The organism is Helicobacter pylori, from assembly GCA_008032955.1.
Lineage (GTDB): Bacteria > Campylobacterota > Campylobacteria > Campylobacterales > Helicobacteraceae > Helicobacter > Helicobacter pylori_DC.
The window spans coordinates 1,104,527-1,129,089 of sequence record CP032046.1; the positions used below are offsets into that span (position 1 = coordinate 1,104,527).

Here is a 24,563-nt window from a genome sequence, read left to right on the forward strand (position 1 = left end):
TAAAGAAAGTCTTTAATTATACACCATTAAAGCGTGCAAGCATCCACTAAATAAGCGATATGCTGCCAAGCGAATTGGGTTTTTTCACTCAAACCAATTTCACAAGTGCTAGAAGTGGAAAAACCCCTTTTAAGATCATAGGATTGGTAAAATTCTTGAAAGCCGTTTAAAGCGCTCTCGTTCAATTCAGGGGTAAAAAAGCCCTTATTCCCCGCAAAACCGCAACAACCCGTCTCTTTGTGGATAACAATCTCGCCCAAAGTGCATTTTTTAGCCAAATTAAACAACAACTCTTCTTTATTTTCTAACTTTAAAGCGCACATCGTGTATAACCCTATGTCTTCGTTAATGGGGTTGAATTTTAATTTTGGGCTTAGAACTTCTTCAATATAGACGCTCAAATCATAGACTTTCAGATCTTTATAAGCTTTCATTTGCTTGATAAAATGCGTCGAACATGCGCTATGGTCTAAAACAATCGGTATCTTGCCGTTATCGCTTAATTGTAAAAAAATCGCATGGTTTTTTTCATTGTTTTGTTTGGTTAAGGCGGTGTAATTGATAAAGGCTTTCCCGCAACAAAGTGCGTTTAATCCGTTAGGATACACCACAGAAACCTTGGCTTTTTGGCATAAGGATTCAAACACTTCTTGAATGCATCTTTTATCCGCCATTTTTGTTGATGGAGCGAACGAGCGGTTGATACAGGTGCTGAAATAAATGACTTTTTCTTCGCTCTTAAGCGTTTTATTTTCTAAAGGATAGGCGTTGTTTTTGGGCATGTAATGAAAGGCTTTAGGGAAGGGCTTGATGAATTTTTTAATCCCTTTGGTTAGGCTCACCAAGTTGTGAGAGCCTATGAGACTTTGAACTAAGCGAGCACTTTTTAAAGAAAAACGAGCCATGCTTGTGGTTGTTTGCATGTTATTAAGGATTTTTGAAGCGATCTTTTCGCCTTTAGGGTTTTTTTGATAATAATTTAGGGCGATCTTTCCGGTATCAATTCCTAAAGGGCATAGGGTAGAGCACATATGGCACACCGCGCAAGTGACATGCGCTAAATATTCAGACTCTTTTAAAAGCTCATCTAATAAAACTTGATCTTCATTATGACCATGACTCACCCTTTCTTTTAAGCGCTCTACCTCTCTGTGGATAACGATTCGTTGTCGTGGCGTTAAGGATAAATCTTTGCTAGGGCAAATCCTTTCACAAAACCCGCATTCCATGCACATGTCCAAATGCTCTTCAATAGGGTAAATGCTCTTTAAATTTTTAGTGTGGATTTCTTTATCGTTTGTGATGATCACATCAGGGTTTAAAAGGCCATTAGGATCAAACAATTCTTTGATTTGCTTGTGGATTTTATAGGCTTTTTCTCCCCACTCCATTTCCACAAAGGGGGCTACCATTCTGCCTGTGCCATGCTCGGCTTTAATAGAGCCAGAGCTTTTGCTCACCATTAAAAACATGTCAGAAACTAAATTTTCAAACGCTTTTCTTTCGGTTTCATTTTCTAAAATCGGCGTAACGACAAAGTGCAAATTCCCGCTTAACGCATGCCCAAAAATAATGCCATTATCCTTAAAGCCATGTTTTTTTAAAAGCCCTTCAATCGCTTTTGCCCCCTCTACAAAATCCTCTTGACTGAAGCACACGTCTTCAATGATCACAGAACTTTGGCTTTTTCTTTTTGACGCTGCGATAGGGAAAATGCCTTTTCTGATCTTCCACCACGATTGATAAACATTAGGATCACTGCTGATTTGAGAATCTAAAACGACCGGTATCGCGCTCAAAGCGTTTAAAATCGCTTGCATGTTGTTTTCTAAAATTAAAGGATCATCGCTTTCGCTTTGAATGAGTAAACATGCGTTAGGCTCTTTGATTTCTAAAATCACTTTAGGCATGCCCTCTAAATTTTTCACGCTTTTTAAGGACGCATAATCCATAAGCTCTGCTGAAGAAATCATTTCAGGCTGTTTGGCTTTTAAAGCGGCTAAAATTTGAGCGGCTTTAGCGCATTGCTCTAAATTTTCATAAAACAATAACGTGCAAGTTTTATAAGCGTAGTCTTTCACGCATTCTAATCCCACACTTGAAATAAAGCCTAAAGTCCCCTCAGAGCCTATGAACAAGTGGCTGATGATTTCAATAGGATCTTCAAAATCAATGAGAGCGTTTAAGCTGTAGCCGGTGGTGTTTTTGATCTCGTATTTTTTCTTAATTAGAGCATGCAATTCTTTATCTTCTAATATTTCTTTTCTTAAGTTTAAAACCCCTTCAATCAAATCTTTACGCGCGTTTTTGAAATCCTCAATGCTCTCTTGATTGGCCGTGTCTAAAAGAGTGCCATCAGCTAAAATGACTCTTAAGGATTTTAGGGTTTTGTAGCTGTTTTGCTCCACCCCACAACACATCCCGCTAGCGTTATTAGCGACAATCCCCCCTATCATGGCGGTGTTTATCGTAGCGGGATCCGGGCCTATTTTTTTATGGTAAGGTTTCAATAAAGCGTTCGCATGGCTTCCTATGACTCCGCATGAGAGCTGAATGCTTTGAGCGTTGTCTAAAATTTGAGCGTCTTTGAAAAAATGCGCCACCACCACTAGCACCCCATCGCAACTCGCCTGCCCTGATAAGGAACTCCCAGCCGCTCTAAAAGTCAATGAAACGCCATGCTTTTTGGCTAAAACACAAAGCTTTTGAACTTCTTCTTCATTCTTCACCCAAGCGACTATTTTAGGGATATAACGATAACATGACGCGTCAATGCCATAAGCCAAACGGCGTAAATAATCCTTAAAGATCCGCTCGTTTAAAAACCCGCTCGCTTCGGTAAAAAAAGCATGATAATTTTCTTCCACGCACACTCCTTAAACATTCTTATTTATCAAATCATTGTAACATAACCTTACTTTAAAAATTAAGGATAAACATGCTTGAAGATTATGCGATCAGTTTAGAAGAAGTCAATTTCAATGATTTTATCGTGGTGGATGTGCGCGAATTGGACGAATATGAAGAATTGCATTTGCCTAACGCTACGCTCATTAGCGTCAATGACCAAGAAAAGCTCGCTGATTTTTTATCTCAGCACAAAGATCAAAAAGTGTTGCTCCATTGTAGGGCTGGTCGTAGGGCTTTAGATGCGGCTAAAAGCATGCATGAATTAGGCTATACGCCCTATTATTTAGAGGGCAATGTCTATGATTTTGAAAAATACGGCTTTAGAATGGTCTATGATGACACTTGCGATAAAAAAGATAAAAAAAACTAGGCATGAGGGAGATTGTATGGGTGCATTCTCAAAGAATCGCCCCTTATAAAACTCTCGTTTTAAATGAATTGTGCTACTATCCTTTAGAATTGGATTTAACCCCTTTTAACGCCCTGATTTTCACTTCTAAAAATGCGGTGTTTTCCTTGTTAGAAACCCTAAAAAACAGCCCCAAACTCAAAATTTTACAAAACATTCCTGCTTACGCTTTGAGCGAACCCACCGCCAAAACTCTACAAGATTACCATTTTAAAGTCGCCTTTATAGGGGAAAAAGCCCATGGTAAGGAGTTCGTTCAAGAAATCCTTCCTTTATTGGAAAAAAAAAGCGTTTTGTATCTCAGGGCAAAAGAGATTGCCTCTTCTTTAGACACCATTCTTTTAGAGCATGGCATCAATTTCCAACAAGCCGTTGTTTATGAAAACAAGCTCAAACATTTGACTTTAAGCGAACAAAACGCCCTAAAACCCAAAGAAAAGAGCGTTCTTATTTTTACCGCTATAAGCCATGCAAAAGCCTTTTTGCACTATTTTGATTTTTTAGAAAATTACACCGCTATAAGCATTGGCAACACGACCGCTCATTATTTACAAGAGAAAGGCATTCAAAGCTATATTGCTAAAAAGCCTTCCTTAGAAGCGTGTTTAGAACTGGCTTTAAATTTGAGGATTAAGGAATATTAAAAACATCTTATTATAATGCTCTCTATTGATTTTTAAAGGATGATGCATGAATCTTGTCTTTTTATGGGCCGCTTTAGGGGGGCTATAGGGAGTTCGTTAAGGTATTTTGTGGGCAAAGTGATGCCCAGTAAATTTTTAATGTTTGAAAGTTTCCCTTTAGGGACTTTTAGCGTGAATCTCATAGGGTGTTTTGTCATCGGCTTTATGGGGCATTTGGCCGCCAAAAAGGTTTTTGGTGATGATTTTGGGATTTTCTTTGTAACTGGGGTTTTAGGGGGTTTTACGACCTTTTCTTCTTATGGGTTGGACACTTTAAAACTCTTGCAAAAATCCCAATACCTTGAAGCCATTTCTTATGTCTTAGGTACTAACCTTTTAGGGCTTATTGGGGTAGCCATTGGTTGGTTTTTGGCTAAAAATTTTATAGGCATCAATTAAAAAACGCTTTCTAGCGTTTTATTAACGCTTGATTAAAGCAAAGCCTACAATCACAACAGCCACAAAGCCATTTCATCGGCCATGAAAAAATCGCTCGCTATCAATCGGTTATTTTTAATGAAAGCCTTGTTTTCTTCAATCAAAAGCTTTACTTTATTTTCATCTAACAAACTAAGCTCAACCCCCAGCTCACACCTTAAGCCTAAAAACAGCTTTTCTAAGCGCTTGTCTTGTTTATTAAGCGTCTCAACTTGGCGTTTTAGGGGGTCTTTAATGTAGTTTTCTATGAGTTTTTTCGCATAAAAGCGCTCATTCGCCACGCAGCCCACAGCCCCAGCCCCACACCCTAAATAATCTTTAGCCCCCCAGTAAGCCAAATTATGTTTGACTTGATAATTTCTAGCGTAATTAGACACTTCGTATTGCTTGAAAGAAAAGCCCTCTAAAACCTCTCTCACCACATTGTCAAAATCCACGCTTGAGGGTTTTTTGGCGTTTTTTTCTAAATTCGTGTTTTTTTCAACGCTCAAAGCGTAAGCGCTCAAGTGGTTGATAGGGAGTTCTTTAGCGAGTTTCAATTCTTCTTTTAAAGAGTTTTCATTATCTAATGGGGTATTATAAATCAAATCAATGCTGATATTTTCAATCCCGCTTTTTAAAATAGTTTCTATCACAGGAGCGATATTTTTGGAATGCTGGCGCTCTAAAAACAACAATTTATCTTCCCTAAAACTTTGCACCCCTAAACTCAAGCGGTTGATCCCTAAATCTTTTAAGCCTTGACACCAAGCTTTAGAAATCAATTCAGGGTTAGCTTCAGTGGTGATCTCACATTCCATGCTCAAGCACGCATGTTGATGAATGCTTTCAAAAATCCTTTCAAAAGCCTTCACGCTTAAAGTGTTGGGCGTGCCGCCGCCAATAAAAATACTTTCAATTTTTTCATGGGTTTGGCTTAAGACATGCTTTAAATCCAGGCACAACGCTTGAATGTATTCTTCTTTTAACCCATGCTTATTCTCATAGGAATTGAAAGCACAATAACCGCATTTATTTTCACAAAAGGGGATATGAATGTATAAAATCATATTTATTTCTCCCATTTTCATTTCATTTTTTAAGCAAAACTTAAACTTGTAATTGTATCATTTTATGATTATTTTGGTAATCAAGGAGACAGACGATGAAAAAGGTTATTGTGGCTTTAGGCGTTTTGGCGTTCGCAAACGCTTTAATGGCAACCGATGTTAAGACTCTTGTAAAAGGTTGTGCCGCTTGCCATGGGGTTAAATTTGAAAAGAAAGCTTTAGGTAAAAGCAAAATCGTTAACATGATGAGTGAAAAAGAGATTGAAGAGGATCTTATGGCTTTTAAAAACGGTGCTAACAAGAATCCTGTCATGACCGCGCAGGCTAAAAAATTAAGCGATGAAGACATCAAAGCTTTAGCCAAATACATCCCCACTCTCAAATAAACTCTCTTAATTTTAGTAGCGCTATTTGGGCGCTATTAAAATTAGTTTCAAACCCCTTTTTTCTTAATTTTTGATTTTAATGGCATTCTTAACCCTACTTAAAGTCAGCATACACTATAATACCATCTTAATCAAACAAGAAAGAGTAAAATAAAGACCTATGCTACATAAAAAATATCGTCCTAATGTTGCGGCCATTATCATGTCGCCAGACTACCCTAACGCATGCGAAGTTTTTATCGCTGAGCGCATAGATATTGAAGGGGCGTGGCAATTCCCCCAAGGAGGCATTGATGAAGGAGAGACCCCTTTAGAAGCGCTTTATAGAGAATTACTAGAAGAAATTGGCACGAATGAAATAGAGATTTTAGGGCAATACCCCAGATGGATCGCCTATGATTTCCCAAGCAACATGGAGCATAAATTCTATTCGTTTGATGGGCAAAAGCAACGCTATTTTTAGTGCGCCTAAAGCATGCGAACAACATTGATTTGAACAAACACACGCCAGAATTTAGGGCTTATCGATTCATCCATCTTAAGGATTTGCTTAAAAAAATCGTTCCTTTCAAACGCCAAGTGTACCGCCAAGTCATCGCTTATTTCAAAAGAGAGGGGTATTTATAGGGTGTTAATCGTTCAAAAATACGGCGGCACGAGCATGGGCAGCATAGAAAGAATCCACAATGTCGCCCAAAGGGTTTTAGAAAGCGTTAAATTAGGGCATCAAGTCGTGGTGGTGGTTTCAGCAATGAGCGGCGAAACCGACAGGCTTTTAGAATTTGGCAAGAATTTTAGCCATAACCCTAACAAGCGAGAAATGGACAGGATTGTCAGCACGGGGGAATGGATTTCAAGTGCGGCTTTGAGCATGGCGTTAGAAAGGTATGGGCATAGAGCCATTTCCTTGAGCGGGAAAGAAGCGGGTATTTTAACCAGCTCGCATTTTCAAAACGCCGTGATCCAATCCATTGACACTAAACGCATCACAGAGCTTTTAGAAAAAAACTACATTGTGGTGATCGCTGGGTTTCAAGGCGCTGATATTCAGGGCGAAACAACGACTTTAGGGCGTGGGGGGAGCGATTTGAGCGCTGTCGCTTTGGCCGGGGCTTTAAAAGCGCATTTGTGCGAAATCTATACGGATGTGGATGGCGTTTATACCACTGATCCGCGCATTGAAGAAAAGGCTCAAAAAATCGCGCAAATCAGCTATGATGAAATGCTTGAACTGGCTTCTATGGGGGCTAAAGTTTTATTAAACCGCTCGGTAGAATTAGCCAAAAAACTCAGCGTGAAGTTAGTGACTCGCAATTCGTTTAACCATAGCGAAGGCACGCTCATTGTCGCTGAAAAAGATTTTAAAGGAGAACGCATGGAAACCCCTATAGTGAGTGGGATCGCATTGGATAAGAATCAGGCTCGTGTGAGCATGGAGGGCGTGGAAGATCGGCCTGGCATTGCCGCTGAAATCTTTGGCGCTTTAGCGGAGTATCGCATTAATGTGGATATGATCGTCCAAACGATCGGCAGAGACGGCAAAACCGATTTGGATTTTACGATCGTTAAAACCCAAATAGAAGAAACCAAGCAAGCCTTAAAGCCTTTTTTAGCGCAAATGGATTCCATTGATTATGATGAAAATATCGCTAAAGTTTCCATAGTGGGCGTGGGCATGAAGTCGCATTCTGGGGTAGCGAGTATCGCTTTTAAAGCCCTAGCCAAAGACAATATCAATATCATGATGATTTCTACAAGCGAGATTAAAATTTCGGTTTTGATTGACATTAAATACGCTGAATTAGCCGTTAGAACTTTGCATGCGGTGTATCAATTAGATCAATGAAAAATTTCTACGACTGGATCAAGGAATTTGTGCGCGATCAGGGGGAATTTATCGCCCAACAAAGCGGGTGGTTGGAATTAGAGCGATCAAGCTATGCCAAGCTCATTGCGCAAACCATTTCGCATGTGCTTAATGGCGGATCGCTGTTGGTGAGCGCGGATTCTTCTAGGCGCTGGTTTTTAAACTATATTCTCTCTAATCTCAACCCCAAAGACTTAAAAGAGCGCCCCTTATTGTCCGTCATTGATTTTAACGCTTCTTCTTTCTACCCCAAAAACGATGCGAATCTCTCTCTGGCCACCATAGAGATGACTTATCAAAACCCCATGTTTTGGCATGTTGGGAAAATTGAAAATGAAGGCTTAAAAACCTTACTACTGAGTAAAATCCCTAGTTTTCTATGGCTTTTTGAAGAGCTTAAAGAAGATTGCTTGCTTTTAAAAGAGCATGATAGCTTGTTAGATTATAAATTATTGCAACTCTTCAAACTCTTTGAAAACGCGCTTTTTAGCACGCTATACAATAAGGTTGCTTTGTGAAAAACTCCAACCGCCTTATTTATACGGACAATCTTGAAGAGAGCCTAGAAGAGACCGCAAGCCTTTTCAAACACCACATTAAATTCTACACGGAAATTATTGAAAAAGACAAAAAGGTGATCAAAACTTTTAACAAGGATTTTAAAATAGAGCATGCTAAAGAAGTGATTTCAAAGGCTCACCTAAAACACAGCGAACTGAACGCCTTTTTAATCGCTGCTCCTAGTTATGGCGTAGAAGCCCAAAACGCGCTCTTAAAAATCTTAGAAGAACCCCCGAATAACGTTTGCTTTATCATGTTCGCTAAAAGCCCAAACCATGTGTTAGCCACCATTAAATCCCGCCTAATCAAAGAAGACAAGCGCCAAAAAATCCCCCTAAAACCTTTGGATTTGGATTTATCCAGGCTGGATTTGAAAGACATTTATGCGTTTTTGAAAAATTTAGACAAAGAAAATTTTGATTCCAGAGAAAATCAGAGGGAAAAAATTGAAAGCCTATTAGAAAGTATCAACAGGCATAAGATCCCCTTAAACGAGCAAGAATTGCAAGCCTTTGATTTAGCGATCAAGGCTAACAGCTCTTATTACAAGCTCAGCTATAATCTTTTACCCCTGCTTTTAAGCCTTTTATCCAAAAAGAAAACGCCATGATTGTAAAACGCCTTAACCCTGATGTGCTCAAAAACGCTCTGCAAAAAATAGGCCCAGAAAAGATCGCGCAAGATCGCATGCGCCAAAAAGGCGTCAGCTTTGTTTTTGAAATCCAACACCTGCCCTTAAGCGCTGCATTGATTTTAAAGCAAGAGGCCATAAGCGTTGGGGGCGATTTTGCCACGCCAAGAGATTGTATTTTGGCTAAAGAGCCTTTTTATGATGGGGTGCTGATTGTGAGCGCTAAGCAATTAGAACGCCTTATTGTGAAGTGCCATTCCCAACCCTTTGGGCTTAAACATTTAGCGCAAGAATTAAAAAGCCACCTCAAAGCCAAAAAGCCTAACACCCCACAGATCATGGCGGTTTTAAACTTGACTCCGGATAGTTTCTATGAAAAGAGCCGTTTTAGTAGCAAAAAAGCGCTTGAAGAAATCTATCAATGGCTAGAAAAGGGTATCACGCTCATTGATATAGGCGCGGCCAGTTCAAGGCCACAGAGTGAAATCATTGATCCAAAAACAGAGCAAGAGCGCTTGAAAGAAGTTTTATTAGAAATCAAATCCCAAAAACTCTACCAATGCGCCCATTTTAGCATAGACACCTACCATGCCAAAACGGCCCAAATGGCTTTGGAGCATTGTTTTTCCATCCTTAATGACGTGAGCGGTTTTAATAGTATTGAAATGCTAGAAGTCGCAAGAGATTACAAGCCCACTTGCGTTTTAATGCACGCTCAAAAAACCCCCAAAGACATGCAAGAAAATGTCTTTTACCACAATCTGTTTGATGAAATGGATCGCTTTTTTAAGGAAAAACTAGAGGTTTTAGAAAAATACGCGCTTCAAGATGTTATTTTAGATATTGGGTTTGGATTCGCTAAATTAAAAGAGCATAATCTAGCCTTAATCAAGCATTTAAGCCATTTTCTTAAATTCAAAAAACCCCTATTGGTGGGAGCGAGCCGTAAAAACACGATCGGGCTTATCACTGGGCGTGAAGTTCAAAACCGGCTCGCTGGCACTTTGAGTTTGCATTTAATGGCGTTGCAAAATGGGGCGAGTATTTTAAGAGCACATGATATTGATGAGCATATAGATTTAATCAAAGTGTTTAAGAGTTTGGAAGAAACGGATTAAAAAAAGTGCCTCAACCCTAACCCCTTTTTAAAGGGTAACATCCATCGTTGAAGGGTTGTTATAAGCGTTTTGATAGCGTTGCAAAAAAGCGTTATGGTTGGTAGCGTTAAAGGTTTGTAGGGCTTTTTTGTGCAAGCCATTTATCGGTTGTTTGGGGGCGTTTTCCACTTCTTTAGAGAATTTCCCGTTATAAAAATCCGTCAAACTATAGAGCGACTGAGCAGCAAGGCGTTTCTGGCTCTCATCCATTCCAGCCGTAGCCCTTAAAAAAGCCTCATACTCTCTATCGCTCATCAATTCTAAAACCAAAAAGCCGTAAGTCTCTCGCTTGTCAGGGTTAAAGGGGAGGTTTTCTGTTGGAGCGTCCTTTTTTTCTCGCTCTATTTTTTCTGCACCTTCAATAGGAGCTAGGTCTTCTTTAGGAGCACTTTTAGCGTTTAAAAGCCCATAGAGATTAGAATCAAATTGATTGATAGAAGAAACAGCCATGCGAATTTCCTAAAATTGAATTTTACGCTAATATTAAGCAAAATCCATTCCCTAATGAGACTCATAAAATTTAAAAAGCTTAAAAGAGTTTTCTAATAGTGGCGTTCAAACCCTTTAAAAAGGGTCTAGGAGTTTATTTTCAAAAAGGATTCGTGTTTTTATGTTTTCATATTTCTATAAGGAGTTTGAAATGCTGAAGCTTCTAGAATGATTCTAGATAAAATAAAAGGTAAAACTCCTAGAACATTGTTATAACATGATTTTACCAACCAATGCAACTTTCATGCTTTTAAAGCTTAAAAACTTTAAGACTTAATTAGAGATTTTAGGTTAAACTACCCTAAAAATCTTTATGGGTAAAGGGCATGCGTAATACCATTTTATTTGGCGTTTCAATGATACTCTTAGCGAATTTATGCTTTGGGATCATGAGCGCGTTTGTTAAAATCACAGCTGATTATTTTTCCCCTATGGAAAACGTGTTTTACCGCTCCATTACCATGACGCTTTTGCTCTTGCTTGTTTATCCTTTCAAACCCTACCGCTTAAAGAGTTACAAACAAGGCGGTTTTAAAAAGCTCGCTTTTAGGGTCGTTGTGGGGGGCTTGGCCATGCTAGCGTTTTTTTATAATATTGAAAAAATTTCGCTCGCTACAGCGACGGCTTTCTCGCAATGCGCGCCGATTTATACGGTGCTTCTTTCCCCTTTGCTTTTGAAAGAAAAACTCAAAAGAAGCGCGTTAATTTCCGCATGCATTGGGCTAGTGGGGGTGGTGTTGATCTCCGATCCTAGCGTGGAAAATGTGGGGCCGGTTGAAATTTTTATGGGCATATTGAGCGGGATCTTCGTGTCTTTAGCGTATATCACTTTAAGGGATTTGAGGGAATATTATGACAAGCAAGCCGTGATTTTAGCGTTCGCCTTTGGCATGAGCCTTCTTGGGTTAGCGGGCATGTTCATTGATATTCCTTTTTTATCCACAGGCATTCATATCCCTAGAAAAGAGGATATTTTGTGGATTTCTTTAATAGGGATTAGCGGGACTTTAGGGCAGTATTTCTTAACTTATGCTTACATGAACGCACCCGCTGGGATCATTGCCCCGATTGAATATACCCGCATTGTTTGGGGGCTGTTGTTTGGGCTGTATTTGGGCGATAAATTTTTGGATCTTAAAAGCTCTTTAGGGGTGGCTTTGATTTTATGTTCAGGTTTACTCATTGCTTTGCCCGCTCTTTTAAAAGAATTAAAAAAAATTTAAATCATGCAACTAAGCCCCTTACAAAGCGCTCTGTTATATTTCCGCTATTTTATTTATCCAGAGAAAAAAACAAGAAGCTTTGATTTAAGCGATTTAGTCTTTATCGTCATGGTTTTTTTAGTCCTAGCTTTGGGGTTGTTGATGAGTGGAGAAATTTCTATCAGCTACAATGAAGCGAAGGATTTTTTTTATAGCAGCGCATGGTTTGTTCGAATCGCTCAAAAAAGCACTGAAATTTTGGGTCAAAACGATTTGGCTTTAAGATTGCCTTTTTTGATCGCTCATATCATCAACATGTTTTTATTTTATTTGATAGGGCGAAAGATTTTAAAAAAGCCTAAAGACGCTCTTTATGTGGTATTGACTTACGCTTTATTGCCTGGAGTGAATCTCTTTGCGATTTTACTGGCTAAAAGCGTGCTGGTGTTAAGCCTTGGGCTTTTGGTCAGCTATTTGTATATCAAAACCCAAAAAATCCCTTATTTAACCCTTAGCGCTTGCGCGTTTTTAGACGGCGCGTTCATCCCGCTTTTACTAGGGGTTTTTGCCTATGCTTTAAGAAAACGCTATTTTAAGAGCGCGATCTTTATTTTGGTGGGTTTAAGCGTGAATACCGCTCTTTTTAGCGGGAGTTTCAATAAGGGATTGCCTAGTGGGTATTTTATAGACACATGCTTAGAACTCATGCTTTTATACTCGCCCTTATTGTTCCTCTACTACCCTTATACGCTCTATAAAGCCCTTTTGGATAAAAAGCCATCGTTACTAGCCTTTATGAGCGCAAGCGGTTGGCTTTTCCCTTTGCTTTTGAGCATGCGCCAAGAGATAGATTTAAAAACTTTCGCCCCCTTAGCGTTAATCGGTTTGCCTTTGTTTGTTAAAAGCGTTTTAAATAGCCTTAGGGTGCGTTTGAAGGAATTTAGGGGGCAGTATTATTTGCGCGTTTTTAGTTTGTATCTTTTAATGCTCACTGAAACGCTTTTTTTATGGGGGAGTAAAATTTCTGGCGCTAATGAAAAATTATTAAACCGGCATTTCTTAGCCAAAGAAGTCGCTACAGCCTTGCAATTAAGGGGCATTCATCAAATCCGCACTAACGATAAACAACTCGCTTTAAGGCTCCAATTCTATGGCATTAAAGAAGGGGGGAGGTTAAGACTGATTAACACTAAGATTTCTAAAAAACGCCCGGATATTACAATCATCTACGCTGATAAAATTCTACAATCCTATAGTTTGGTGCACCATTAAATTAATTCTTTAAAAAGCGTTTTATCTAAAAAACGATAAAATACACTCTAAAAATAAATAAAATACGCGAGAAAAATCATGAGACTCAAACTAACCCATATAAACCATATAAGCCATAAGATTGCCAACGACTTTATCCATTCAAAACTATTAGAATTAAAAGCCCCTAGAGAATTATTGTGTGAGTTGATAGAAGGGATTTTGGAAAAAAGCGTTAAAAAAGAAAACGCCATAGATGAGCAAGCCAGAGAGCTTTTAGAAGAAAACACCGATGAGATAGAATTCATGCGGATGGATGAAAGGCAGCTTTTTTGGATGATTAAAAGACAGATCGCTCAAAAAGAGGGCTTCCATTTGTTTTGGGAAGAAAGGTGCAACGATTTGTCGCACCAGATTTTGAATAAAATCCTAGATGAGGATTTGATCATGTTTAGCGTGTCAGAGAATTTGATAAGAAACTTGATTTACAAATCTATTGACACCTATTCTAAAGCGTATGAAAGCATTGAAAATGAAGTGCATGAAAAAATCAAGCATTACAAACGCAAACTGCCCGTAGGGAGCGATGAATACGAGTTGGTGTTTGAAAGGCTCTATGAAGAAGAATTAAGGCGTAAGGGCTTTTTATAATGGTCTCTCTCTATTTAGAAAACGGGCTTTTTTTGCAAGCGCAAAGTTTTGGGGCTAGCGGCACGCAAGCGGGCGAGCTTGTTTTTAACACTTCTATGAGCGGCTATCAAGAAGTCATTAGTGACCCTAGCTATAAGGGGCAATTTGTGGTTTTTAGCATGCCTGAAATTGGGGTTGTGGGCGCTAATTCTAAAGATGATGAATCCTTTTTTTCATGCGCAGGGGTTTTAGCGCGCCATTACAACGAATTTTTTTCTAACTCAAGGGCGGATTTTAGCTTGAGCGCTTATTTGAAAGAGCGTGGCGTTTTAGGGATTTGTGGCGTTGATACCAGGAGTTTGATTAAAACCTTACGCCATCATGGGTGCTTGATGATGGTCGCTTCCACGATAGAGCATAACAAAAACAAACTTGAAGAAATTTTAAAAAACGCCCCTAAAATTTCCCACTCCCCCCTAGTGTCTAGCGTTTCTACGCCAAAAATCATCACGCACCAGCACGCTACTTTTGATTTCAAAACCCTAGATTACAAGCCTTTTGATGAAAAAACTCCGCATAAAATTATCGCGGTGCTAGACTTTGGGGCTAAGGGCAATATCTTAAACGAGCTTCAAAATGTGGGGTTAAAAGCCCTTATTTACCCGCACTACACTAAAGCTAACGAGCTGATTAAGGCCTATGAAAAAAAAGAAATTAGCGGGATTTTTCTTTCTAACGGGCCGGGCGATCCTTTGAGCTTGCAACAAGAAATTGGCGAAATCAAGCAACTCATTGACGCTAAAATCCCCATGTTTGGCATTTGCTTAGGGCATCAATTGCTCTCTATCGCGCAAGGTTATCCCACTTACAAGCTCAAATTTGGCCATCATGGGAGCAACCACCCCGTTAAAAACCTAAAAACAAACGCCGTTGAAATCACCGCGCAAAACCACAACTATTGCGTCCCTGAAGAAATTGAAGAAATCGCTATCATCACGCACCGCAATCTTTTTGACAACACCATTGAGGGCGTGCGTTATAAAAACGCTCCCATTATTTCCGTCCAGCACCACCCAGAAAGCAGCCCCGGCCCCAAAGAGAGCCACTATATTTTTAAAGAATTTGTGGAATTGTTAAAGGGTTTTTAGGGGTTTTTAAAACAGCGCCTATAGAGGTTGAAAAAGCGCTTTACAAAAATAGATTTAAATCTTTTTATCAAAAAATCTCGCATTTACTCTAAATTAATTCTCTTGCAATAGCATTCTCTCGCAATAATTATTATTGTTATTGCGACAAAACTTTTAGAAGGAGTTATTATGGGAAGTATCGGTAGTATGGGCAAACCTATTGAAGGGTTTTTAGTGGCAGCCATTCAGTTTCCTGTGCCAATTGTCAATAGCCGTAAGGATATTGATCACAATATTGAAAGCATTATTAGAACCTTGCATGCGACTAAAGCGGGGTATCCGGGAGTGGAGCTTATCATTTTCCCTGAGTATAGCACGCAAGGTTTGAATACCGCTAAGTGGCTTAGCGAAGAGTTTTTATTAGATGTCCCGGGTAAAGAGACAGAGCTATACGCTCAAGCGTGTAAAGAGGCGAAAGTTTATGGTGTTTTTTCAATCATGGAACGCAATCCTGATTCTAACAAAAACCCCTACAACACCGCCATTATCATTGATCCGCAAGGTGAAATTATTTTAAAATACCGCAAGCTATTCCCATGGAATCCTATTGAGCCATGGTATCCTGGGGATTTAGGAATGCCTGTGTGCGAGGGGCCGGGCGGATCAAAATTAGCCGTGTGCATTTGCCATGACGGCATGATTCCAGAGCTCGCTAGAGAAGCGGCCTATAAAGGGTGCAATGTGTATATCCGCATTTCAGGCTATAGCACTCAAGTCAATGATCAATGGATTTTGACCAACCGCTCCAACGCGTGGCACAATTTGATGTATACCGTGAGCGTGAATTTAGCCGGCTATGATAATGTCTTTTACTACTTTGGCGAGGGGCAAATCTGTAACTTTGACGGCACGACTCTTGTTCAAGGGCACCGCAACCCTTGGGAGATTGTAACTGGGGAAATCTATCCTAAAATGGCAGACAACGCTCGCTTAAGCTGGGGCTTAGAAAACAACATTTACAACCTAGGCCATAGAGGGTATGTGGCTAAACCGGGCGGAGAACATGACGCAGGCTTAACCTACATCAAAGACTTAGCGGCCGGTAAATACAAATTGCCTTGGGAAGATCACATGAAAATCAAAGACGGCTCTATTTATGGCTACCCTACCACCGGTGGGCGTTTTGGGAAATAATCCCTAACCTTGTATTTTTGCTAGAACCTGTTTTTAAAGGTTCTAGTTTCTCCCCTATTTTAATTTTTTTTCAATCAATTTTTACGAATAGTCTTCTATTGTAGAGTGTGTAAGACGACCCATAAAAAGCGTAAGCCCCCATAAAGCGATATAGCCCACACAAAACCATGTTATTTTTGATAAAGACCACCACATTGTAGATGATAGAGCGCTAAAATCTGTAATAATGCCATAGCTACAATAGATCATTCCCGCTAAACATGCCAATTTATGAGCATGGCAGTAAGTGCTAATCCCAAAACCACCACCAAGATTGATAAAAGAATACGAGACCAAGACCCCATGACAACTCCTTAAACATCAAATGCTAGAGTATATCGTTTTTTTTTGTTTGTCAAGGGGGTTTATCAGTTAGATAGAGTGTTTTTAATGTTTATAAAACAATAGCGTTTATAATAATGAAAGTTTAGCCCCTAATTTTAGCGCCCCTAACAAGCCTTCCACATTCAGCCCTAACCCCACGCTTAAATTCTCGCTTGAGCTTTTAATATAGGGCCTATGAAAGTCTTCTAACCGCACGCAGCCCGCGCTTTCTTGCCACAATCCGCTCTCTAAATATTTTTCTATCTCGCTAGAATCAAACGCCTTTAAACGCGCTCTAAAAACCGATAGATCCAGCCATTCCAACACAGGAGAAATCAATGCAGAGCAGGTTAAAACCTCTATTTCATTGCCACTTTGGCGTTTTAAAAATTCAAGGGCTTCTTGCCTGTTTTTAGCTTTTCGTTGCATGCGATTACCCACGCTCACCACACTATCAGCAACCACAATAACGCAATTATTCGCAAGTAATTCTTTAGCTTTTTCTAATTTCCCCTTGCACGCCAAATAAACAAACTCCCTAGGGTCTGTGGTTTTTAGGCTTTCTTCATCAAAATAGAGCGCTTTTTGTTCAAACTTAATCCCATGCTCTTTTAAGAGATTCGCCCTAGCGCTGGATTGAGAGCCTAAAATAAGCTCCATGCTATCCCTCTAAAACTTTAAGAGCGGTATTTTTCGCTAAATTGAGCGCAGCTTGCAAATTTTCAATATCCTTGCCCCCAGCGCTCGCAAAATCATCTCTTCCGCCCCCTTTGCCCCCTAAAATTTGTGCCACTTCATTAGCCCATGCGTTCGCTTTTATGGGCGCGTTTTTCACCCCGCATGCGAGAGTTATGCGCTCATTTTCTTTTTTAAACACCATAGCGAGCAATCTTTCATGCTTACTTTTCAATCGGTCAATCATTTCTTTAATGTCGCCTTGTTCCACTACGCCCACCACCAAACTCACGCCATGGATTTTTTCAACCGGTAAATCCATAGAAACGGGGGCTTTTTGGCTGTTTTTCACGCTCTCTTTAAGCTTGTTGATGCCGGCGATCACATCGTTATTTTTCAATAAAGTCTTAGCGTTTTTAAGCTCTTTATTTTCTTCTTTAGCCAGTTGGTAAAAGGCTTTCCCGCACACCGCTTCAATGCGTCTGACCCCACTACTCACCCCGCTTTCTTTTACAATCCTAAACCCCCCAATCAGCCCGGTATTTTCCACATGAATGCCCCCACACAATTCAATGGACGCTTCTTTAAAGCTCACCACCCGCACATTTTCAGCGTATTTTTCACTGAATAACGCTAACGCTCCCTTATCTTTGGCTTGGTTTAAAGGCATATGCTCCACCTGGCTATTTAGGTGCTTGAAAATTTGAGCGTTGACTAGATCTTCTACTTTTTCTAGCTCTTCATCATTGAGTGCTTTAGCATGCGAAAAGTCAAAGCGCAATCGCTTGGATTCCACTAAACTCCCCGCTTGACTCACATGCGAGCCTAAAACTTCTCTTAAAGCGCTCTGTAATAAATGCGTCGCGCTGTGGTGTTTGGCGATTTCAAAGCGCTCATCGCTCACTTGCGCGATCACTTGATCGCCTTTTTTTAGCGCTTTTTTGATTTCAAGGAGCGAAAAATTAAGCCCAAAAAAGTTTTTTGTGTCTGACACTATAGCCGCTTCTTCATTGTTTTTAAAAAGCGCGCCCCTATCGCCTATAGCCCCCCACCTTCTGCATAAAAAGGGGTTTTTTCTAATAAGATCCAGACTTCTTGGTTAGGGTTTGCATCGGTTATTTCTTTAAAACCGCTATCAAAAAACCCTAAAACTTTGGCAGAACATTCTGTCGTTTCATACCCTACAAAAACATTAGGCGCATAAGCGTTTAAAATAGCGCTAAAATCGGCGTTGTTTTGCTTGCCTTTCCATGAGGCTTTAGAGCGTTTCACTTGCTCTTGCATGCAATTTTCAAAGCCTTGCATGTCCACACACGCCCCATGGCTTCTTAGCATGTCGTTTGTTAAATCCAAAGGAAAACCAAAAGTGTCATAAAGCTTGAAAGCGATTTTCCCATCAAAGATTTTATTTTCATTCAAATGCTCTAAAGACAAGTTAAACAATTCCATGCCAGATTCCAAAGTCTCTAAAAAGCGCTCTTCTTCTTCAAAGCACTCTTTCATCACTACTTCTTTAGATTCTTTCAAATACGCATGCGCATTAGAAAATTGCTCGCACACCACGCCCACGACTTTGTATAAAAACGCCTCTTTCAAGCCCATTAAATACCCATGCCTTAAGGCTCGCCTTAAAATGCGCCTTAAAACATAGCCACGGCCTTCCTTATTAAAATGCACCCCTTGAGCGAGCAAGAACGCTACCGCTCTTGCGTGATCGGCCACTACCCTAAAGCTTGGCTGGAACTCGCTCGCATAATCCAAGCTTGTAAGCTCGCTGATTTCTCCCATTAGGGGCGCGAATAATGAAGAATCAAAATTATTGAGCTTACATTCTAATAGTGCTTGCACCCTTTCTAATCCCATGCCCGTATCAATGCTAGGCTTTGGCAAGGGGGATAAAACGCCATCATTAGAGCGTTCGTATTGCATGAACACCAGATTCCAAATTTCTAAAAACCTATCGCCCTCGCCCCCAAAATAATCCTCGCTCCCCTTAAAGTGTTTTTCGCCCTGATCAATATAAATTTCACTGCAAGGCCCGCAAGGCCCGCTATCGCCCATTTGCCAGAAATTATCTTTATCGCCCATTTTTTTAATCCTATCAAAAGGCACAAACTTTTCCCATAACTTAACGGCTTCATCGTCTTTTTCATGCACGCTGATGTATAAATCTTTAGGCTTAAACCCTAAATTTTTGGTTACAAATTCCCACGCAAACAAGATCGCTTCTTCTTTGAAATAATCCCCAAAAGAGAAATTCCCTAGCATTTCAAAAAGCGTGTGGTGTCTTGCGGTATAACCAACATTTTCTAAATCGTTATGCTTGCCGCCTGCGCGCATGCACAATTGCGAGCTTGCCGCTCTAGGAATGCTAGGGCGCGGCACTATACCGGTAAAAATATCTTTAAACTGCACCATGCCGGCATTGGTAAAAAGCAAGGTGGCGTCATTAGGCACTAAGGGCATGCTGGGATAAATCTCATGCCCTTTATTTTGAAAAAATTGTAAAAATTCGTTGCGAATGTCCATGGGTATTCCTTTTGGTCGTTTTATTGCGCATTTTAAGGCTATTTTACAGCTCTTTTAAGTTGTTTTTTTAAAAAGATAGTTTATTATACTTTAAACATCCAAAATAAAGGAGAAAACCATGTTCCATGAATTTAGAGACGAAATCAGCGTGTTAAAAGCGAATAATCCGCATTTTGATAAGATTTTTGAGAAACACAACCAGCTTGATGACGACATCAAAACCGCCGAGCAACAAAACGCTAGCGACGCTGAAGTCAGCCACATGAAAAAACAAAAATTAAAATTAAAAGATGAAATCCACAGCATGATCATAGAGTATAGAGAAAAGCAAAAATCCGATCATGTTTAAGATTTAGTCATCTTTGTAAAAACACGCTAAAACGCTTTTTAAAAAGGGGGGGTTTTGGCTTTACCGCTTGGTTAGTGCTTATTAGTTAGACTTGACGCCTTGATTTTAGGTTAAAGCGTTAGGTTGTTTTTAACTTTATTCCCACCATAAGCTTTATTAATTTTAATGTTCTTTAATTTTTAAAAATAGGGTTTTAAAACTTTGTTTTATCGTTTTAGATCTCATTTTGTTGTAAAACTCATTTTATTGAGTTTTGTTTTATTTTCTTGAGAATATAGGAAGTGCTTTGAAATCGTTCTCTCCCTTTTAATCTCCAACTTAATCCCCCTAATATAAAGAAGCACTTTTTAAAAACTACCGCTTAAAGTAGCGTCAAGTTTTCTACTAAATAATCACTAAAAACGCTAAAAAGGATTTTTCATCAAAATCCCCCAAAAAAAAAGAGAGGATTTAAGAGAGAGGGTTCAAAAGAAAAAAGATTTTTCATTAAACCACCCCAAAAAACAAAGAATTTAAAAACAAAGAATTTAAGAAAGAGGGTTCAAAAAAAAAGAGAGAGAATTTAAAAAAGAAATCCCTTTAAAAAAGAGAGTTCAAAAAAAAAAAAAAAAAAAAGAAAAAAAGAAAGTTTAAAAAAAAGAAACCCCTTAAAAAGAAGCCCCCCTAAAACAAAGGGTTCAAAAAAAAAAGAGGGTTCAAAAATGAAACCCCCAAAAAAAGGGAGTTTCACAAAGGGTTTTTAGCTTCTAGTAAGCGAACACGTAATTCAAATACACGCTATAAAGCCTGCGGTATTTGAGTTCAGCCCCCATAAAGGAATAATAGTTCGTGTTGATGGTAGGGATTTTAAGCCCTAGTTCAATGCCGTGTTGGGCCACATGATCGCTGCCTTTTTTCTTAGATCTAGCTAAATTCATCCTCACTCCCATGTTGAATAAGAATTGGAAATTCGCCACGTTCAATTTAGCGTTATAGACGTTATTCACGGTGGCTAAATTCACGTATTCAGAATTAAGCCATGAAGTGCCCGCTAACGCAATGCCTCCAAAAAGCCCCACAGAAAGCTTGTTGTTTTTGCCTAAGAAATTGGTGGCTTTATCGTTGATGAAGTTATAGAGAGCGTCCGCTCCAAAACCATAAGTCCACACGTCAGAAGCCGAGTTGAAGAAGCTGGATTTGATGAACGCATGGTTGTAATCAAAAAAGCCGTAATACCTAGCGCCCCATCTTCTTTTTTGGCCAAAGAATTGTTTGTAGCCTACTTGAATACCGATCCCATTCATCGCGCCGTTGTTGGTTTGAGAGCTAACGATGCCCAATTTCCTAAAGGGGTTTCGCCCTAGTTCTTGGTTGATGGTTTGGACTTGGTTATAAGCACTTTGATTGAGGTAGTAATTGGTTTCTATGCCTTGCGGGCTATAGGGGTTATTCTTTTTGCTCACCACATTTTGCAAAGATTGAGCGTTAGGGACTTTGGAGAGCGCGGTGGTGATGCTGTTATAAGTGTTGCCCAATTCATTGTATCTGGATTTGAAATGCACTAGAGTGTCAGCGATGTTTTCTGCTTGCTGTATTTGCTGTTCTTGAGTGCCAAAATGAGCGATGCTGTTGGTTAAATTCGTTAGGGTTTGTTCCACATAGGCGCAACCGGCCCCCCAAGTGTTAGAAGTTGTCTGACCCGGATTGGTGCCCCTACGCTCACCCCCTTCCACTTCATAACACACCCCTAAAGAGCCTTTTACAAAGGCTGTAGGGATTTTTTCAAAGTTTTTCACCACTTGTTCGGTTTGGTTTAAAATCTCCGCTTGAGCTTGAGCGTTTTTGAGCATGCTTTCAGCAAAGTTAGCGTCTGTGTAGGGGTTGAATGGTTTTGCAGTGTCTAGGTTGCTCTGATTTTGCGTGTTTTCACTAACGATTTTGGCTTGCGCGACGGCTTCTTGCGCGTTAGCGATCATGCCTTGGATAGCGCTGATTTCATTGGCAAACATCCCACACATTGTCCCATTGCCGCTTATCCCTAGCCAATACCCGCTACCACCATTCTGGAAGTTTGGGCATGCCTCATTTAAGGTAGTGATAATGACGCTCGCTTGTTTTAAAAGCTCTTGAGCGTTATTGGTTGTGTCAATCTTTGTTTCTGTTGGTGTTAATTTTGTATTATCCCACGAGGTTGAAATAGCTTTCTTATGACTCCATGGATATATTAAAGGTTTATTTGGTTTGCCATCCGTTCTTTTGTCTCCATTGATAGTGAAATCAAGTTTTGTATTAGTGTTGCTTAAAACTGGGATCCCTTCTCCATTGGATCCATTAGCTGTCAAAGCCTTTTGAATGATTTGATAGGCTTGATTGATTTTCGCGTAATTTTCAGTGGATATAGGCCCGCCATGGCCTGGTTGGTAATACGAATTGCAAGTGATGGTCGTCGTGTTTTGTCCTGGCACATTATTAAAAGTTTGGATACCTCCATTTTCGTTCTCCTTCTCGCCAGGACCACAAGCAGTGAAAGCATAGCTTGTAACTTGCCACAACCCCACTGCAGCATTCAATGCTAAAAGCACCGCTTGATAAGCGGGGGAATTGGCTTTGACATCTAGCAAATTCTTAGCGCTTGAGCCTAGATTATCCCTTACTTCGTTAATCGTGCTCGGATCAGAGGATAATTGGATAAGGTTGTTTAAGGTGCTGTATTTGGTTAAAAGATTGTTCAAACTTTCATACTTATCCGAAAGCTTTTGTATTTCTCCTGTGTTTGTTACCATTTGAGCGGCTTCACCGATTTGATAGCCCGCGCTCATGTAAAAGCCGTCGTCTTCAGCGTGGAGCAAAAACGAGAGAGAGAGAGAGAGTAAAAGGGTTTTTTTCATGTTTTCTCCTTTTTAAATTAAATGGTTAGGTAAATCCTAAGTCCTATAAAATCGTTAGTATAGCATGAATTGATAAGATTTTTGCACTAATGGGGCGTTTTGTTGTTTCAAAAAAAAAGTTTTTTGGTGTTTTGGAACCATTCCCACTAACCCCCTAATAACGCTTAAGAAATTACCGCTCAAGCTTTTTTTCATTTTGTCATGAAGCGTTCAAACGCTAAAGATGTTTGGGATTTCTGCTTGGGTGGTTTAAAAGGGGATTTTATCGTTTTTACCACTAGCACCCCATAAAAGCCAAGCCAAGATTAAATAAGATTAAATAAGATTAAATAAGATTAAATAAGATTAAATAAGATTAAATAAGATTAAAAAGGGCATGCCCCCCATTAGCCCTAAAAAATTCAGTGCTGTTTAAAAGGGCTATCCACGACCTTTTTCCTGTCCACAATGTAGGGGATTAAAGCCATGTGGCGGGCTCTTTTGATCGCCACTTCCACCCTTTCTTGCCACTTTTTGCTATTGCCTGTCAATCGCCTTGGCATGATTTTATAGCGTTCTGATAGCGTGTGCTTGAGCATGTCTAAATCTTTATAGTCAATAAAGCTGATTTTAGCTTCGGTGTATTTGCAGTAGCGTTTTGAATAGCGTTTTCTTTCCATAATGTCTCCTTAATTTTAACCCTTAAAAGGGGATTTCTTCTTCATCAATATTGATTTCAGGCACGCTGTTTTGATACTTGGACGGCTGTGCTTGTAAATTCTCTTTAGCGTAAGCGTTTTGCGCATAACTTTGGGCTTGGTTGAAAGGATCTTGGCTAGGAGCGTTATAATTAGCGGGATAAGCGTTGTTGAAATTCTCATGCATTACGCTATCTTGCATAGCGTTTGCTTGGGGATTGTCTGACTTTTTATCCATAAATTGCAACGAGTCTGCTGTGATGGTGTGGCGGGAATTTTTTTTGCCCGTTTGATCCATCCAGCTCTCATAAGTCAAACGCCCTTCTATCAAAACGCTTGAACCCTTGCTTAAATACTGGTTAGCGATTTCAGCCGTTCGCCCAAACAAACGCACATCTATGAAGCACACCTCTTCGCCTAGCGTGCCGTCTTGCTTTTTAAAACGCCTGCTTGTGGCTAAACCTATTGTAGCTGCAGCCGAACCGCTAGGCAAATATTTCAACTCCACATTCCTGGTCAAACGCCCTACCATAATCACTTTATTAAACATGATAAGCCCTTATTCGCTATGAGATTCTGTGCTTTTTGCTTCCTCTGCGTGGTGAGAATGCGCGTGTTCGGTTTTTTCATGCTTTTCTTTGGCGTGTGATGGCTTTTTATTAGCCCTATCCACTAACGCATGCCACGCTTCCACTTCTTTTTTACTTTCGTATTTGATCACAATGAAACGCAACACGTCTTCATTGATGCGATACAATCTTTCAAGCTCTAAAATCATGGACGGATCTGCTTTGAAATACGCCACATAATAGTAGCCTCTTTTGTGCTTTTTGATTTCATAGGCTAAATTACGCATGCCCATATCCAGGCTCGTTTCAATCACGCCATGATGCTTAGTGATCACTTCTCTGTAAAATTCAATTTTGGATTTAATCTCTTCTTCTACTAAAGTAGGTTTGAGAATAAACATCGTTTCATAATGCCTCATCCATTCTCCTTGTGGTTGTATAGCCCTTTTTTTACTAAAAAAGAGCAAGGTTAAAAAACTTTCAATTATACCTTGCTTTCGCTTGTTTTTGGATTAAATTGAGTTTTATTAGTAATATTAAAGCTCAAAAC

At 39.8% G+C, this 24,563-nt stretch carries 23 protein-coding genes and 2 pseudogenes; 15 read left to right on the top strand and 10 right to left on the bottom strand.

What is annotated here, in order from left to right; translation table 11 throughout:
• Positions 1-26: 26 nt before the first annotated feature.
• Positions 27-2,873 carry an FAD-binding oxidoreductase gene (locus tag D2C72_05330; protein QEF43708.1) on the bottom strand — a complete coding sequence of 949 codons (2,847 nt, stop codon included), beginning with the start codon at positions 2,871-2,873 and terminating at the stop codon, positions 27-29.
• 65 nt (positions 2,874-2,938) lie between these two features.
• Here D2C72_05330 and D2C72_05335 point away from each other — a divergent pair, with 65 nt between their 5' ends.
• Genes D2C72_05335 through crcB form a run of 3 tightly spaced genes read left to right on the top strand, consistent with a single transcriptional unit; the run spans position 2,939 to position 4,401 of the window.
• Positions 2,939-3,280 carry a rhodanese-like domain-containing protein gene (locus D2C72_05335; GenBank protein ID QEF43709.1) on the top strand — a complete coding sequence of 114 codons (342 nt, stop codon included), beginning with the start codon at positions 2,939-2,941 and terminating at the stop codon, positions 3,278-3,280.
• A gap of 2 nt (positions 3,281-3,282) precedes the next feature.
• Entirely contained in the window at positions 3,283-3,963 is a 681-nt protein-coding gene (locus D2C72_05340; GenBank protein QEF43710.1) for a uroporphyrinogen-III synthase, read from the top strand.
• Positions 3,964-4,005: 42 nt separating this feature from the next.
• Positions 4,006-4,401, top strand: a complete 396-nt coding sequence (gene crcB / locus D2C72_05345; protein ID QEF43711.1) for a fluoride efflux transporter CrcB — start codon at positions 4,006-4,008, stop codon at positions 4,399-4,401.
• Between the two features lie 50 nt (positions 4,402-4,451).
• Here the strand turns inward: crcB and D2C72_05350 are convergent, their stop codons facing one another.
• Positions 4,452-5,510 carry a coproporphyrinogen III oxidase family protein gene (locus tag D2C72_05350; protein QEF43712.1) on the bottom strand — a complete coding sequence of 353 codons (1,059 nt, stop codon included), beginning with the start codon at positions 5,508-5,510 and terminating at the stop codon, positions 4,452-4,454.
• Between the two features lie 74 nt (positions 5,511-5,584).
• Between D2C72_05350 and D2C72_05355 the strand changes: the two genes are divergently transcribed.
• From D2C72_05355 to folP, 6 genes and pseudogenes are all read left to right on the top strand, one after another.
• The gene (locus tag D2C72_05355; GenBank protein ID QEF43713.1) at positions 5,585-5,875 is read left to right on the top strand and encodes a cytochrome c; all 291 of its coding nucleotides are present in this window, start codon (positions 5,585-5,587) and stop codon (positions 5,873-5,875) included.
• A gap of 160 nt (positions 5,876-6,035) precedes the next feature.
• Positions 6,036-6,502: pseudogene (locus tag D2C72_05360) on the top strand (RNA pyrophosphohydrolase).
• Position 6,503: 1 nt separating this feature from the next.
• Positions 6,504-7,721 (top strand): aspartokinase, encoded by a 1,218-nt coding sequence (locus D2C72_05365; protein ID QEF43714.1) that lies wholly within the window; start codon positions 6,504-6,506, stop codon positions 7,719-7,721.
• Positions 7,718-8,260: a DNA replication regulator family protein gene (locus D2C72_05370; GenBank protein QEF43715.1), complete on the top strand. Its 543-nt coding sequence runs from the start codon at positions 7,718-7,720 to the stop codon at positions 8,258-8,260. Before D2C72_05365 ends, D2C72_05370 begins: the two co-directional genes overlap by 4 nt.
• Positions 8,257-8,913 (top strand): DNA polymerase III subunit delta', encoded by a 657-nt coding sequence (locus D2C72_05375; GenBank protein QEF43716.1) that lies wholly within the window; start codon positions 8,257-8,259, stop codon positions 8,911-8,913. The genes D2C72_05370 and D2C72_05375 overlap by 4 nt, the downstream gene beginning before the upstream one ends.
• Positions 8,910-10,052 (top strand): dihydropteroate synthase, encoded by a 1,143-nt coding sequence (gene folP / locus D2C72_05380; GenBank protein ID QEF43717.1) that lies wholly within the window; start codon positions 8,910-8,912, stop codon positions 10,050-10,052. The genes D2C72_05375 and folP overlap by 4 nt, the downstream gene beginning before the upstream one ends.
• Before the next feature lie 27 nt (positions 10,053-10,079).
• On the opposite strand, the gene D2C72_05385 is transcribed toward folP, so the two are convergent.
• On the bottom strand, positions 10,080-10,541 hold the full coding sequence (locus D2C72_05385; GenBank protein QEF43718.1) for a hypothetical protein: 462 nt from the start codon (positions 10,539-10,541) through the stop codon (positions 10,080-10,082).
• 365 nt (positions 10,542-10,906) lie between these two features.
• On the opposite strand from D2C72_05385, the gene D2C72_05390 reads away from it, so the two are divergent.
• From D2C72_05390 to D2C72_05410, 5 genes are all read left to right on the top strand, one after another.
• Entirely contained in the window at positions 10,907-11,803 is an 897-nt protein-coding gene (locus tag D2C72_05390; protein QEF43719.1) for a DMT family transporter, read from the top strand.
• A 3-nt stretch (positions 11,804-11,806) separates the two neighbouring features.
• Positions 11,807-13,054, top strand: a complete 1,248-nt coding sequence (locus D2C72_05395; protein QEF43720.1) for a hypothetical protein — start codon at positions 11,807-11,809, stop codon at positions 13,052-13,054.
• Positions 13,055-13,132: 78 nt separating this feature from the next.
• Entirely contained in the window at positions 13,133-13,684 is a 552-nt protein-coding gene (locus tag D2C72_05400; protein ID QEF43721.1) for a DUF507 family protein, read from the top strand.
• Positions 13,684-14,811: a carbamoyl-phosphate synthase small subunit gene (locus D2C72_05405; GenBank protein QEF43722.1), complete on the top strand. Its 1,128-nt coding sequence runs from the start codon at positions 13,684-13,686 to the stop codon at positions 14,809-14,811. The genes D2C72_05400 and D2C72_05405 overlap by 1 nt, the downstream gene beginning before the upstream one ends.
• Positions 14,812-14,979: 168 nt before the next feature.
• Positions 14,980-15,984, top strand: coding sequence for a formamidase (locus D2C72_05410; GenBank protein ID QEF43723.1), 1,005 nt, complete (start codon positions 14,980-14,982; stop codon positions 15,982-15,984).
• Positions 15,985-16,065: 81 nt separating this feature from the next.
• On the opposite strand, the gene D2C72_05415 is transcribed toward D2C72_05410, so the two are convergent.
• The 3 genes and pseudogenes from D2C72_05415 to alaS all read right to left on the bottom strand — a co-directional run bounded on the left by D2C72_05415 (position 16,066) and on the right by alaS (position 19,551).
• Positions 16,066-16,320: a hypothetical protein gene (locus tag D2C72_05415; GenBank protein QEF43724.1), complete on the bottom strand. Its 255-nt coding sequence runs from the start codon at positions 16,318-16,320 to the stop codon at positions 16,066-16,068.
• Positions 16,321-16,434: 114 nt separating this feature from the next.
• Entirely contained in the window at positions 16,435-17,007 is a 573-nt protein-coding gene (locus D2C72_05420) for a septum formation inhibitor Maf (GenBank protein ID QEF43725.1), read from the bottom strand.
• A 1-nt stretch (position 17,008) separates the two neighbouring features.
• Positions 17,009-19,551, bottom strand: a pseudogene (gene alaS / locus D2C72_05425) (alanine--tRNA ligase).
• A 118-nt stretch (positions 19,552-19,669) separates the two neighbouring features.
• On the opposite strand from alaS, the gene D2C72_05430 reads away from it, so the two are divergent.
• Positions 19,670-19,900, top strand: coding sequence for a DUF465 domain-containing protein (locus tag D2C72_05430; protein QEF43726.1), 231 nt, complete (start codon positions 19,670-19,672; stop codon positions 19,898-19,900).
• 746 nt (positions 19,901-20,646) lie between these two features.
• Here the strand turns inward: D2C72_05430 and D2C72_05435 are convergent.
• The 4 genes from D2C72_05435 to D2C72_05450 form a co-directional block, all read right to left on the bottom strand.
• On the bottom strand, positions 20,647-22,767 hold the full coding sequence (locus D2C72_05435) for an outer membrane protein (GenBank protein ID QEF43727.1): 2,121 nt from the start codon (positions 22,765-22,767) through the stop codon (positions 20,647-20,649).
• Positions 22,768-23,168: 401 nt separating this feature from the next.
• Positions 23,169-23,426 (bottom strand): 30S ribosomal protein S18, encoded by a 258-nt coding sequence (gene rpsR / locus D2C72_05440; GenBank protein ID QEF43728.1) that lies wholly within the window; start codon positions 23,424-23,426, stop codon positions 23,169-23,171.
• A gap of 22 nt (positions 23,427-23,448) precedes the next feature.
• The gene (locus D2C72_05445) at positions 23,449-23,994 is read right to left on the bottom strand and encodes a single-stranded DNA-binding protein (protein QEF43729.1); all 546 of its coding nucleotides are present in this window, start codon (positions 23,992-23,994) and stop codon (positions 23,449-23,451) included.
• Between the two features lie 9 nt (positions 23,995-24,003).
• Positions 24,004-24,432 carry a 30S ribosomal protein S6 gene (locus tag D2C72_05450; protein QEF43730.1) on the bottom strand — a complete coding sequence of 143 codons (429 nt, stop codon included), beginning with the start codon at positions 24,430-24,432 and terminating at the stop codon, positions 24,004-24,006.
• Between the last annotated feature and the right edge of the window lie 131 nt (positions 24,433-24,563).